Source organism: Nonomuraea sp. NPDC004186 (assembly GCF_053603495.1).
The window spans coordinates 49,678-62,179 of sequence record NZ_JBSGFQ010000079.1 but is presented as its reverse complement, the minus strand read 5'-3'; the positions used below and the strand labels follow the sequence as shown (position 1 = coordinate 62,179).

Annotated in this window: 14 protein-coding genes; 1 reads left to right on the top strand and 13 read right to left on the bottom strand. The window is 71.4% G+C overall.

The window, feature by feature from the left end; translation table 11 throughout:
• Positions 1 to 1,214: MFS transporter (locus ACWEPL_RS44665; RefSeq protein ID WP_452439790.1), on the bottom strand; the 1,214-nt coding region annotated here is incomplete at its 3' end.
• 90 nt (positions 1,215 to 1,304) lie between these two features.
• Between ACWEPL_RS44665 and ACWEPL_RS44660 the strand changes: the two genes are divergently transcribed.
• Positions 1,305 to 1,739, top strand: a complete 435-nt coding sequence (locus ACWEPL_RS44660) for a MarR family winged helix-turn-helix transcriptional regulator (RefSeq protein ID WP_350728317.1) — start codon at positions 1,305 to 1,307, stop codon at positions 1,737 to 1,739.
• 27 nt (positions 1,740 to 1,766) lie between these two features.
• On the opposite strand, the gene ACWEPL_RS44655 is transcribed toward ACWEPL_RS44660, so the two are convergent.
• The 12 genes from ACWEPL_RS44655 to ACWEPL_RS44600 all read right to left on the bottom strand — a co-directional run bounded on the left by ACWEPL_RS44655 (position 1,767) and on the right by ACWEPL_RS44600 (position 11,940).
• Positions 1,767 to 2,690 carry a hypothetical protein gene (locus tag ACWEPL_RS44655; RefSeq protein ID WP_363962411.1) on the bottom strand — a complete coding sequence of 308 codons (924 nt, stop codon included), beginning with the start codon at positions 2,688 to 2,690 and terminating at the stop codon, positions 1,767 to 1,769.
• Complete coding sequence (locus tag ACWEPL_RS44650; protein ID WP_452439789.1) at positions 2,687 to 3,283, bottom strand: hypothetical protein; 597 nt, start codon at positions 3,281 to 3,283, stop codon at positions 2,687 to 2,689. Before ACWEPL_RS44650 ends, ACWEPL_RS44655 begins: the two co-directional genes overlap by 4 nt.
• The gene (locus ACWEPL_RS44645; RefSeq protein ID WP_452439788.1) at positions 3,280 to 5,985 is read right to left on the bottom strand and encodes a BTAD domain-containing putative transcriptional regulator; all 2,706 of its coding nucleotides are present in this window, start codon (positions 5,983 to 5,985) and stop codon (positions 3,280 to 3,282) included. Before ACWEPL_RS44645 ends, ACWEPL_RS44650 begins: the two co-directional genes overlap by 4 nt.
• 69 nt (positions 5,986 to 6,054) lie before the next feature.
• Positions 6,055 to 6,465, bottom strand: a complete 411-nt coding sequence (locus ACWEPL_RS44640) for a pilus assembly protein TadG-related protein (RefSeq protein WP_452439787.1) — start codon at positions 6,463 to 6,465, stop codon at positions 6,055 to 6,057.
• Positions 6,462 to 6,854, bottom strand: a complete 393-nt coding sequence (locus ACWEPL_RS44635; protein WP_357726163.1) for a TadE/TadG family type IV pilus assembly protein — start codon at positions 6,852 to 6,854, stop codon at positions 6,462 to 6,464. Before ACWEPL_RS44635 ends, ACWEPL_RS44640 begins: the two co-directional genes overlap by 4 nt.
• Positions 6,851 to 7,279: a TadE family protein gene (locus ACWEPL_RS44630; protein WP_363962406.1), complete on the bottom strand. Its 429-nt coding sequence runs from the start codon at positions 7,277 to 7,279 to the stop codon at positions 6,851 to 6,853. The genes ACWEPL_RS44635 and ACWEPL_RS44630 overlap by 4 nt, the downstream gene beginning before the upstream one ends.
• The gene (locus ACWEPL_RS44625; protein ID WP_350728310.1) at positions 7,266 to 7,496 is read right to left on the bottom strand and encodes a hypothetical protein; all 231 of its coding nucleotides are present in this window, start codon (positions 7,494 to 7,496) and stop codon (positions 7,266 to 7,268) included. Before ACWEPL_RS44625 ends, ACWEPL_RS44630 begins: the two co-directional genes overlap by 14 nt.
• Positions 7,496 to 8,368, bottom strand: a complete 873-nt coding sequence (locus tag ACWEPL_RS44620; RefSeq protein WP_355190643.1) for a type II secretion system F family protein — start codon at positions 8,366 to 8,368, stop codon at positions 7,496 to 7,498. The genes ACWEPL_RS44625 and ACWEPL_RS44620 overlap by 1 nt, the downstream gene beginning before the upstream one ends.
• Positions 8,369 to 8,408: 40 nt before the next feature.
• Positions 8,409 to 9,254 carry a type II secretion system F family protein gene (locus tag ACWEPL_RS44615; RefSeq protein WP_363962405.1) on the bottom strand — a complete coding sequence of 282 codons (846 nt, stop codon included), beginning with the start codon at positions 9,252 to 9,254 and terminating at the stop codon, positions 8,409 to 8,411.
• Positions 9,255 to 9,258: 4 nt separating this feature from the next.
• The gene (locus tag ACWEPL_RS44610; RefSeq protein WP_452439785.1) at positions 9,259 to 10,554 is read right to left on the bottom strand and encodes a CpaF family protein; all 1,296 of its coding nucleotides are present in this window, start codon (positions 10,552 to 10,554) and stop codon (positions 9,259 to 9,261) included.
• Entirely contained in the window at positions 10,551 to 11,267 is a 717-nt protein-coding gene (locus ACWEPL_RS44605) for a hypothetical protein (protein ID WP_350728306.1), read from the bottom strand. Before ACWEPL_RS44605 ends, ACWEPL_RS44610 begins: the two co-directional genes overlap by 4 nt.
• 1 nt (position 11,268) lies before the next feature.
• Positions 11,269 to 11,940 (bottom strand): hypothetical protein, encoded by a 672-nt coding sequence (locus ACWEPL_RS44600; protein WP_350728305.1) that lies wholly within the window; start codon positions 11,938 to 11,940, stop codon positions 11,269 to 11,271.
• Between the last annotated feature and the right edge of the window lie 562 nt (positions 11,941 to 12,502).

The following is a 12,502-nucleotide window of genomic DNA, read 5'->3' as shown; positions in this document are numbered from 1 at the left end:
GCCACAACCACGGCGGCGCCGACGAGGTGGTGTTTCACCCCCCCCAACCCGCGGCCGATTTGGGGGGGGCCCCCCGGGGGCCGGCCCGGGGGCCCCCCCCCCCCCGCCACGGCCAGCCCCGCCAGGCCCAGCAGGGCCGCGGTCCAGGCCGGGGCGGTGTAGCCGAAGCCGGCGTCGATGGTGAGGCCGGCCGCGAAGGAGCCGATCGCGTTGCCCAGGTTGAAGGCCCCGATGTTGGCCGCCGAGGCCAGCGTGGGAGCGCCGGCGGCGGCGTCCAGGACGCGGGTCTGCAGGGGCGGGACCGTGGCGAAGGCGGCCACGCCGAACAGCGTGATGGTGATCACGAAGGCCACCTGGCTGCCCGACACCAGGGCCACCGCCACGGCCAGCAGGGTGAGCAGGGCGACCGAGCCGTAGATGCTGGGCATGACCGCGCGGTCGGCGAGCTTGCCGCCGATCAGGTTTCCCGCCACGAGGCCGACCCCGAACAGGGCCATGACCACGGGCACGGCGCCGGGCGAGAAGCCGCCCACGCCGGTCATGATGGGCGCGATGAACGTGATGACGGCGAAGACCGGGGCGAAGCCGAAGACGGTCATCCCGAGGGCCAGCCAGACGCCGGCCTTGCGGAACGTCGCCAGCTCCCGCACGACGCTCCCGGTCGGGCGCGGCTGCCGGGGGACGAGGGCGACGACGCCGGCGAGACCGGCCACGCCGATCGCGACCACGACCCAGAACGTGGCCCGCCAGCCGAACGCCTGACCGATCCAGGTGCCCAGGGGCACGCCCAGGACGTTGGCGAGCGTGAGGCCGGTGAACATCATGGCGATGGCGCTGGCCCGCTTCTTCGGCGCCACCAGGTCGGCGGCCACCACGGAGCCGACCCCGAAGTACGCTCCGTGCGCGAAGGCCGACAGGAAACGGCCGACCATCAGCACTCCGTACGAGGGCGCCAGCGCCGACAGCAGGTTCCCGGCGATGAACAGCACCATCAGCGACAACAGCATGGTCTTGCGCGACAGGCGCCCGCCGAGCATGGTCAGCGGCGGCCCGCCGACCGCCACACCCAGCGCGTAGCCGGACACGAGCAGGCCGGCGGCCGGGATGGTCACGTGGAAATCGGCCGCCACCTCGGGCAGCAGCCCGTTGATGATGAACTCCGTGGTCCCGATGCCGAAGGCGCTGATCGCGAGGGCGAACAGGGCGAGAGGCATAGACTACTCCTCAGACGACGTTAGTGAGCGTGGACATTATTTGCACACGCCGACTAACTGAACATACAAGGATGTCGAGGAGGCTGTCACATGCCCCTAGCCGATGACGCCGTGGAGGCGCGCGCCCAGGGCTGGCGCACCCTCGCGGCGCTGCACGCGAAAATCGAGGACAGGCTGGAGAAATCACTCCAGAAGGAGCACTCGCTCAGTGTGAGCGAATACACAGTGCTGGACGTGCTGGCCCGCCAGGACGGCTGGCACATGCGGATGCAGCAGCTCGCCAGGGCCGTCGTGCTCAGCCAGAGCGCCACGACCAGGCTGGTGACGCGCCTGGAGAACCGCGGCCTGCTCAAGCGCTACCTGTGCGAGGACGACAGGCGCGGGATCTACTCGGAGGTCACGCAGGCCGGGTTCGAGCTGCTGGAGCGGGCCCGTCCCACGCACGACGGCGTACTGAAGGAAGTGCTCGACGAGGCGGCGGAGCTGCCCGAGCTGGCCCCGCTGGTGGCGGTGGTCCGGGCCTGAGCGGCCCCTGAGCGGCTCGGCCGCCGCTCACGGCTTGACGTTGCTCTGGATCTCGCCGACCGGCACGTCCCGGCTGGCTCCGACCTGTACGGGCGCGAACTGGAACGGCACCACGTTGTCGGCCACCTGGACCGGCCAGACGGTGGTGACGGTCAGCGTGTACTTCTCGCGCGGCTGGTCGATCGCCGAGCGCAGGTAACGCACGCCGCAGGTGAACTGGGCACCCTTCGCGTACGGCTTCCCGGACGGCCCGCAGCCCTCCTCGTGCACCTCGGCCCGGTCCTTGGACGTGCCCGGGTCGATCTTGATGTCCTGCAGCGTCGCCACCAGGGTCACGCTCATGACGCCGGGGATCGACGCCGTGACCGTGCGGCGCGGCTGACCGACGTTCTCCAGCCAGACGTAGGTCGGGAGGTTGACGAAGCTCTTGGCGTCGGGGTTCAGCTTGACCGTCGGCTCCGGGACGGTCAGCGCGGCCCTGGCGATCTGCGCCAGCTGCTCGATCGTGATCCCGGACGGCGGCGTGGTGTTCGGGGGCATGAAGATGAACTGTTCGAGGCCGCCCCAGCAGGCGGCGCCGTTCGGATCGGCCTTGTTGTACGCGGGCACCCACCACCGGCCCGGCTTGCCGAGCTTGTCCTTGAACTGCTGGACGAAGGCCCGGAAGCTGTCCTCGTCGATGCCCGCCCGCCTGGCCGGGCCCGCGCCTTCGGTGTGCAGCCGGAACATCTCCTCGGCGTCCAGGCTGGGCTCGTACCAGCAGGGGCGCGGGATGCGGTAGCCGTCGCCCGAACCGCCCTTGCCGTCACCGGTGATCTTGATGGTGCTGGCCTCCAGGCTCAGTGTCGTCGTCCGCCCGCGCTGATTGCCCTTGACGTCCACATCGCCGGGTCCCGGGGTCGGACCGAGCGTCAGCGGCACCGCGAGCAGTACCGCAAGCAAAGGTTTCATCGGGTGCATCTCTCTGTGGAGGTGATGTAGGACCTGATGCGCCACACCCCGTCATCACCGCGATGGGCGACCACGCTCTGGCCGTAGGGGGTGCGCAGCCAACCGGGTTGGGGCGCGACGGCCTTCCCGGTGCGGGAGGAGATCATCCGCACGCCTGACTCGTCCACGCATGCGTTGATCTGAGCGCCTTTGCCCATGCGGGCGCTGACCCGCAGGTTGTAGAGCCGGCCCGTCCCGCGCATCGACTGCTCCTCGTCGATGAACTCGTTCACCCACTCCGTCGCCTGCTCCTCGGCCTGGATCTCGAGATTGCGCCGGTAGCCGCGGGTCCCTTCGACGACGGCCTGGCGGGTGCCCACGTACTGGTCGACGATGACCTTCAGCAGCGGGTCGGGGTCGGCCGGCCACTCCACCCGCACGCGCAGGCCGTCGCCGATGGCGATGCTCTGGGGGCCGGCGGGCAGCGTCTCCTCCGGCTGCGCGGCTTTGGCGGAAGGTTTCGCCGGGGTGGGCTCCGCCGCGGGCGTGTACGGGCGCGCGGCCTGCCCGCAGCCCGCCAGGACGATCATCAGCAGCACCATGACTCGTCTCATGCCGACGACTCCCTCACCACATGGATGCGCCACGTGGGCAGCAGTTCCTCGATCAGTGCCTCGGTCTCCGGGGCCATCCCGCCGCCGTACGGGTGCGAGGCCGCCCTGCGGGTCAGCCCCTCGACGACGGCGCGCAGCCGTACGGTGTCCTCGGTGGCGTGCGTGGCCCGCAGCAGGTCACGCCAGAGGCCCTCGTCGTCCACCGCCAGCAGCAGGGCCGCGCGCACGGCGGCCACCGCGGCGTCCGGCTGCCCGTGCGCGAGCCGCAGCTCGCAGAGCTGGTGCGCCGCGTCGGCCACCTCGGCGGCCACGTCGTACTCCAGGTCCTCGGCCGCCAGCCAGGCGTACCTGCCCGGCTGGCGGCCGCTCAGCAGCGGGCCCCTGACCAGGCCGAGCGCCTTCTCCAGCAGGACGGCCCGGGCCGTCGGGTCGCCGTGCGAGCGGCGTACGAGCTCGCGGAACAGCGCCCAGTCCGTACGCACCTCGGGCCCCAGGCTGATCCGGCCGGCCTCGTCGGTGTGCAGGTGCTCCCGCCCGAGCCATTCGGCGACCCTGGCGATCGTGGCGTCCCTGACCATGTCCTGCACGCCGCGCGGCCAGAGCACCCCGCCCAGCACCGAGGGATGCACGCCGCCGGGATGCGTGGCCAGGTAGACCAGCAGCTCCGCGGCCAGCGCCAGCCGGCCCTCCTCCAGGGGCCGCAGGCCGATGACCTCGATGGGGCCGAGCATCCTGATCTCGACGGCGGGCGGGTGCAGCCCCGCCAGCGGCTCGGCCTCGGAGACGGCCTCGCCGTCGACCTGGGAGGCCGTGCGGAACAGGTCGATCAATGCCTGGTAGTGGCGGCGGGGCAGGAGCTGGGCCTGCACGTCGAAGCCCAGCTCGGCCATCCTGGCCCGGCCGTCGTCGCCGATCTCCAGCGTCCAGGTGGCGTGCGGGACCTCGCCCGCCAGCACGTAACCGGCGGTGTCCCGGCGGGCCAGCAGCGCCAGACGCCGGGCCTCCTCGTGCGTGGGCGCGACCGCGGACAGCAGGTAGTGGGCGTCGCGCGGGCTGCCGGTGATGCGCCCGGTCAGCACCTCCCTGCGCGGCGCTGCGATCGCCTCCAGCTCGGGCAGCACCTCGGCCAGGCCGCCCACGGCCCGGATGCGGTCGGGCGCGATGGCGGTCAGCTCCTCGCCGAAGCCGACGAGCGTGATGCGCATGCGGTCGGACCAGCGGTTGGTGGCCAGCTCGACGGCGAGGGCGGCCAGCGCGGCCGTGGTCTGCGGGCCGCGTACGTTGATCAGGCCCTGCGCGGCTTCCAGGTCGATGAGCACGCGCCCGCTGGCGTCCGTGCCGATGGAGACCAGCCCGGGGTACGGCGCCCCGCCCGCCTGTTCCTCCAGCAGGCGGCCTTCGTGCGCGGGCAGCCGCCATACCTGGCCGCCGTCCTGGGCCATCCACGGCGCGGGCGCGTCCCCGTCCGGCGGGTGGATCCACAGGTCGAGCGTGCGGGCCGACAGGTGCGCCCCGTACACGGTGGGCGGCGTGCGGTTCTGGGCGGCCAGCTCGGCGCCGAGCAGCCGCAGGCCGATGTCGAGGATGCGGGCGCCCGGCGCGTCGCCGCCCAGCCTCAGCGCGACCTCGGCCTGGGCGGCGTCGTCGCGCGGGCGGGCGATCCGGCGGCCGAACACCCTGCGCCAGAGCTGCTCGCGGCGCCGCCTGGCCAGCACGACCAGCAGGCCCGCGGCGGCCAGCGAGGCCGTGGCGAGGTAGTCGGTCAGGTCGGTCGTCTGGCTCTGCCGGATGGTGGCCTGCGGCCGGTCGGGCTGCTGCTGCTGTTGATCCGGCTGGCGGTGCTTGGCCTCGACCTTCTTCTCGGCCTGGCCGGTCTTCGAGTCGGCGTGCCGGTCCACGTGCTGTCCCACCGACGCCCTGCCGGGGTGCTCGCGCAGGGTCTGCTCGCGGGGCTGGTCGACGGGGACTACGTGGGCGTGCCTGGCGTCGTCCGGCATGTCGAGCACCCAGCCGGGCCTGATCAGGTCGGCCATGCGCAGGCGGGAGCCGTCCGGCTGCTCCTTCGCCTGATTAAGCCGGTAAATTTCGGGATATCGGCGGCCGTCGCCGAGGCACTTCTCGGCGATCTCCCACAGGCTCTCGTGGTGCCGGCCGTGCGGCGGCTGCACCACGTACACCTTCTTGGTCTTGTGCGTGTCGAGGGTCGTCTTCTCGACGATCGGCGCGGAGTACGCGACCGCCGTCACGGGCGTGGCGGCCGGCGTGGGTGCCAGCTTGGCCAGCGGCACGACCATCGCACCCGCCGTGAACAGCAGCAGCACCGCGCCGACGAGCTTGTTGGCCAGCGCCTGCGTGCCTCCGGAGAGCGGCACGCGGGCCGGCATGCCGACCCTGCGCACGCCCGCGTACACCTCGACCAGCACGCACACGAACAGCTGGAACCAGGCCAGCCACACCAGCAGCACCAGCACGGCCACGACGGTGCTCGGGCCGACGCGGCTGGTGAGCAGGTCGAGGTCGAGCAGCTCGGGCGCGATCGGCGGCCCCACGAACGTGAGCAGCGCGTACGGCACCCCGCCCACGAGCGCGACCAGCACGATCAGCGATCCGATGCCGGCGAGCACGTCTCCGGCGCTGCGCCTGGCCTTGACGCGCACGGGCGTGTGACGTCCGTGTGGGCGCGCGGGCTCTCGCGTCGGCATCGTCTCTCCCTTCCGCCGTCCAGGGTCGTGCTCGTACGCTCACCGATCCATCGACCGGTGAGTTTCGGTCTATCTCGCTTCGGGCGCGGCAACGGCCCGGCCGGTCATCTCGGTGCCGGGAAAGCCGATCGCGCTCAGGAAGAACGCCTTCCAGGACACCGACACGGTGATCGTCACCTGTGCCTGCCCCTGGCCGACGGTGCACTCGCCGCGGGTCACACCCTGGCCGCCCTGCGCGGCGACGATCTCGTCGGCCCTGGCGCACACCTGGTCCTCGCCGAGCAGCCGGGTCTGGCCGGTGGAGCGCAGGTGGTCGACGTCGATCTCGTCGGCGCCGGCCCGCGCGGCCTGCTCTGCCACGTCGGCCGCGCGCAGCCGGGCGTTGATCGCCGCGCCGCCGTCCACGAGGAGCCCGGCCAGCAGGAACACGACGACGGAGAACAGCACGGTGAACACCGACATCGACCCCCGCTCTCTCATTCGACCCTCCTGAACTGCTCGATCGGCACCACCGCCGTGCCGGTCATCCGCTTGACGCCGCCGAACCCCAGGAAACCGAGGTCCAGCTCGCAGCTCACCTCGGCCTGGACCTGGCCGCCCTGCTCCCACGCGGAGCCGTCCAGCGAGACGGACGGGGACCCGCAGGGCCCGGTCAGCGTGCTGTCGGCGATGGCCTTGGCCGCGGCCTCGGCGTCGTCGAGCGTGCGCTGCACCGACGCGGCGCGGGCCGCGTCCCTGGCCGCCCCGTTGACCCGCCCCTGCGACTCCACCAGCACCCCCGCTCCCGCCAGGAACATGAGGAACAGCAGGAAGAGCGGGGCCAGCATCACGGTCTCCACGGCCATGGAGCCGCGCTCCGCCCGCCTCACGAGCAGTCCCCGCCGCCGTTGTCCGGGCGGAAGCACTCGACCGGCCCGCCCGCGGTGGCGGTGATCGTGAACGACAGCTCGGGCAGCAGCGGGATGACCTGTACGGCGCTGCCGGTCACGGTGACGAAGCGCTCGTCCGGTTCCTTCTCGGACGTCGTGGCCTTGGCGCTCTGGAGCAGCTTCGGGCCGACGGCCTGGATGATGTCGGTGGCCTTGGCGGTGGCCTGGCCCGGCCAGTCACCGGAGTCGAACGGCGCCGCCCTGGCCACGCGCGCGCCCTCCTGGGCGGCGGCCTCCGCGACCTGGCGGGCGTGAAACCAGAGCGCCACCTGCACGATGAGCAGCGCGACCGCCAGGATGATCGGCATGAGGATGGCCAGCTCGATCACCGTCGCGCCCCGCTCGCCCCTCCTACGGATTACCACCGGTGTCACCGCCACCGCCGAAGGTGCCTTGGAGATCGTTCTGCCTTCCCTCGACCAGCGACTTGATCAAGGTGGCCAACCCGAGCGCGACCCCGGCGATGATGGCGGTGATGATCACCCACTCGACGGCGGAGGCCCCGCGGGTGGGGGCGGTGCGGGCGCGCTGGATGCGGACACCCAGGTACGCGGTGAGGTAAACGATCCAGGGATGGTTCATCAGGACCCCAACATCTTCATAGCGGCGGGAAAACTGAGAAAGATCACGAAACCGGCGCAGAGCAGCAGCTGGGCCACGAGCATCGACTGCGACCGCTCGCCGGCCCTGCCCTCGATCTCCGCCAGCTCGCGGCGGCGCAACGTCGCGGCCCTCGCCGTCAGCGACGCGCGTACTTTGGCGCCGTCGTCGGCCACCAGGCCGAGCGCGGCGGACAGGTCGCGCAGCTCGTCGATGTTGATCTCCTCGCCGAGCTGGCCGAGCGCCTGCCACGGGGTGATGCCGACGATCCTGGCGCCGCTGAGCGCGTCGCGGATGCGGCCCATCGCCCAGTTGGGCTGCTCGCCGCTGACCGAGACGGCCATCATGAGGGCCTCGGGGACGCCGCGGCCGCCGGCCAGGTTCATGGAAACGAGGTCGAGGAACGCGCCGACCACATGGCGGAAGTCACGCCGCCTGGCCGCCGCGTCCTTGCGTATCTGGAGGTCGGGCAGGAAGAAGAACAGCAGCGCGACGAGCACGGCGGCCCAGAACGGGATGGCCAGCGAGGTGCCCCACTCCATGAGCACCAGCCAGCCGAGCAGCAGCGGGAAGGCCAGCAGGCCGCTGGCCGCCAGCAGCACCTTGCCGGCCAGGAACGCCTCGAACGAGCGGCCGAGCAGCGCCAGGTCCGCCTTGATCGACCTGACCTCCCAGCCGCGGGCCGCGTACAGGCGGGCCAGGCGGGCACCCAGGCCGCGGCGGAACGCGCTGACCTCCTCCTCGGGCAGCAGGAGCTGGATGCTCGGAGCGCCCGCGTCCTCGCGCACGGCGTCGAGCGCGAGCAGCCGCGCCACCAGCCCCGGGCGGGCCGGGAAGAGCGCCCGCAGCAGCACGAACAGGCCGAGCCCTAATACGGCCCCGCCCAGCGCGCCCTCAACCATCGCCGCCGCCTCCTCCCATGAGCAGCCGGGTCGGCTTGTCGAACCTGGCCAGCCGCCTCATCCAGGCGAACCCCGCTCCGAACAGCCCCGCGACCACCACGAGCACGGCCTGGCCCAGCAGGCCCTCGTACTCGGCCACGTAGGAGGGGTTGAACAGGATGAGGAGCCCGGCGAAGACGAGCGCGGTGATCACCACGATCTGGACGCTGCGCCTGGTCGAGCGGCGTTCGGCCTCGACGCGGCGGCGCATGTCGAGCTCCTCGCGGGCCGAGACGGCCAGCGCACCCAGCACGTCGCGCAGGCCGGGGCCGCGCAGCCGGGAGTTGAGGATGAGCGCGGCCACCACGAGGTCGGCCGACGGGTCGTCGAGCTCGTCGGCGAACAGCGCCAGCGCCTCCGGCAGCGCCATCCTCGTGTGCAGCCGGTCGATCATGGCGCGCAGGTGGGGCCTGAGCATGGGCGCGGCGGCCCTGATGGACGACGGGATGGCCTGTTCGAGCCCGGCCGCGCCGGCGATCGTGTCACGCAGGGACTCGGTCCAGGCGGCGAGCCCTTCGAGCCGGCGCATGGCGGCGCGCTCCTCGGCGGCCCCTCCCGACAGGCCGCGCCAGGCGAACACGAGCAGCACCGTGCCCACCGCCATGACCGGCCAGCCGGTGATGATCAGGACGAGTCCGGCCGCGACCGCGGCTATCGCGGTGCGGGTGGTCAGCATCTTGAGCAGGTGGCGCTTGGGCTGGGGCGGGCGGGGGCGCATGCCGTAGAGGGAGACGAAGAACAGGAACAGGCCGCCGCCTATGATCGCTCCGGTCAGCAGCGCGAACGGGTCGAAGATCACCTCGTCACCACCCTCCCGGCAGGTAGCCGTGGGCGGCGAGCTCGTCCAGGCAGGAGACCGGCGCGTGCGGGACGGCGGTGCCGTCGGGGCCCGGCACGAACACCTCGCTCGACAGGACGCGGCCGTCGCAGCCGTTGACCTCGCGGATGCTGGAGACGTAGCGGCGCAGGGTGCCGCCGACGTGGTAGTCGTTGCGCTTCGTGATGAAGACGACGAAGTCGATGGCGCCCGCGATGAGCATGTGGGTCGCGTCGATGGGCAGGCGCTCGCTGGCCTGCAGGGCATAGGTGGAGATGCGGTTGAAGACCTCCATGCTGGAGTTGGCGTGGATGGTCGACAGGGAGCCGTCGTTGCCCTGGGTCATCGCGTTGAGCATGGTGACGATCTCGTCGCCGAGGACCTCGCCGACGATGACGCGGCTGGGGTTCATGCGGAGGGAGCGTCTGACCAGCTCGGCCATGGAGATCTCGCCCTGGCCCTCGGAGTTGGGCAGGCGCTGCTCGAAGGCGACGACGTTGGGGTGGAGCTCGGGGAACTGGTCGAGGCCCAGCTCCAGGGCTCGTTCGACGGTGATGAGGCGCTCGGTGGGCTGGATCTCGTTGGCCAGGGCCCGCAGCAGGGTGGTCTTGCCGGCGTTGGTGGATCCGGCGATCATGATGTTCTTGCGGGCGGCGACGGCAGCCGTCAAGAACCTCGATATGTCCCGACTTATCGTGCTGTTGCCTGCCAAGTCGGACAGGAAGACCTTGCCGAGGCGGGCGCGGCGGATCGAGACCGCCGGCCTGACGGTGACGTCCATGACGGCGCTCAGCCTGGAGCCGTCGGGGAGGCGCAGGTCGAGCTGTGGGTTGGCGGTGTCGAAGGGCCTGCTCGACAGGCCCGAGTACGCCGCCAGGATCTGGATGAGCTCGATCAGCTCGTCGTCGGACTCGGCGACCGGGTCGTGCATGAGCTCCTGGCCGTCGGCGTAGCTGACGAACACCCTGTCGCAGCCGTTGATGTCGATGTTCTCGACCTGGGGGTCGTCGAGCAGCGGCTGCAGCCTGCCCACGCCGAACAGCGCGGCGTGGATGCCGGCCGCGAGCGCCTCTTCCTCCTCGACCGTGGGGGGCGTGCGGCCGAGGCCGATCTCGTTGCGGGCGTGCTCCTCCAGGACCTGGGAGATCAGCGCCCGGGCGAACTGGCGCTCGTCCTCCCCCGTCATCGGGGGCAGGCCGTTGGCCTGGTCGAGCCGGCGCTGGTGGGCCAGGCGGTCGCCGACCTCCTGGCGGAAGCGCTTGACCAGCGAGTGATCGATCATCGGTGACTCACCAGCCTTCCCGCCAGGTCTCTCGCGGTGCGGATGAGCAGGGACCGGTCGAGCCGTCCGCCCCACTGGCCGCGCAGCAGCTCGGCGCCCTTGGGGTCGTGCGCGAGGCCGTACACGTACTGGACGGCCGGGCCGACGATCCTGCGTACGTCGTCGATGGAGGCGCGGTAGTTACGCGGGTCGGCGATCACGGCGACGCCGTGCGCCTTGGTGATCTGGAGGCGTTCGCGCAGGTGGGCGACGTGGTCGAGAGTGGCCCTGGTGAGCAGCACGACCTGCTCGGCCTCGGCGAGCAGATCGCCGAGCTGCGCGTGCGCGCCGAGGCGGCCGCAGTCGGCGATCACGTCGGCGTTCGGGATGCCGGCGAGCGCTCTGCCCAGCGGGCCCCACAGCCAGGTGAGCCCGGCGGCCTGCTCGCCGTGCGTGAGCCCGACCAGCACGTCGAGACCCCCGACGATCTTCTGCGTGTGCTGGTGGATCTGGGCGGGCTCGAGCCCGCGCCGCGCCGTGGCGCCGAGGGTGAGCAGGCCCTTGCCGGGGTTCAGGACGCCGCCGTCGGCGGCCGGGAGCCGGTAGGCGAGGTCACCGCCCGCCGGATCGCATTCGGCCAGCAGCACGGGGCGCGGCCACACCGCCGCCAGGGCGGTCGCCGCGGTCGTCACACCCGGCGCGCCCTTGTCGGCGGCCAGTACGATCAGCGCCACGTCAGCGTGCCCCCGGTAGCTCGGCCACCGCGATCTCACCGCTGGAGGCGAACGCCACTATTTCCGGTGACGCTGATGAATCCACTATTACCGTGATCTGGCCGGAATTCGCCGTCCTCGACTTGTCGCCCACCGAGAACACGAGAGCGCTTTCCGCCAGCACCCGCGTTTGTCCCTGGGCCGAACGGCTGGGCACATATATCACCTGGACCCGGTCACCCGCTTCCACTCCGGCGGGCATTTGCCCTGGCTTGAGGGCCAATCCGACGGTCGCCTTTCCCGGGCCCAGCTCGCTGCTCTGCTTGACTCCCATCCGGCTCGTGAACAGCGTGCCGGGGAGGACCGTGACGGTCGCGAAGCTGTTTTCCACCTTGCCCCGCTCCGACCAGCTCACGTAGTCGATGCCGCTGTCGGCCGCGATCTGGACCTCTTCCAGCATCTGCTCGGTGAACTTCTGGCCCGCGCCGACCTGCTGCGTCACCCGGATCGCGGAGACGCGGTCGCCGCTGCGCAGCACGAGCAGGGTCGTGGCCAGCGCGCCGCCCAGGATCAGCAGAACGGCAAGGGCGGCGAGGGCCGGCTTGCGTTCGCGAGGGGGCACGGGGAGCTTGCGCGAGGCCGGGCCGGACAACCCCGCCGCCGCGTTGACGGCAGGCTTTTCACTGGTCCTCATGGGTGGGGGGCTCCCAATTGAATCGTGGAATTGCCGCCATTATGTGGGGCGAGGAGGGGGCGTGGGGGCGGAATGCGAGGACCCATGCTTGTTTCGCAGGTGACGGGACGCCAATGCCGAATAATCGATGCCGGTTCTTTCTACCGAGTTGACGAACAACCATTTCTCCGGCTAGCCACCACCCCAATAACATCCACCACACCATTCACTCCCATTACCCCCCACCCCACCGCAAGCAACACCCAACCCAAGCCCCGACCCCACCCGCCCCCCGACGACCCGACGACCCGACGACCCGACGACTACTAATCGCCCAACCACGGCCACGGCCGGACGCAACGCCCCGCGACCTAACCAAACGGACACCAATCCCATACACCGCGGCCTCCACACCCACCGCCCCGACCAAGCCACCCACCCCCGCCAAAGAGCGGAGACCGGTTATCCACAGCCATCGGGAGCCCCAACCCGCGCTCATCCCCAGCACCAGCCGGCCATGCCATTGCCGTCAACCAACCCGCCTACCCTCGCTTCGGGCGCTACCTTTGGGCGCCCGAGGTCC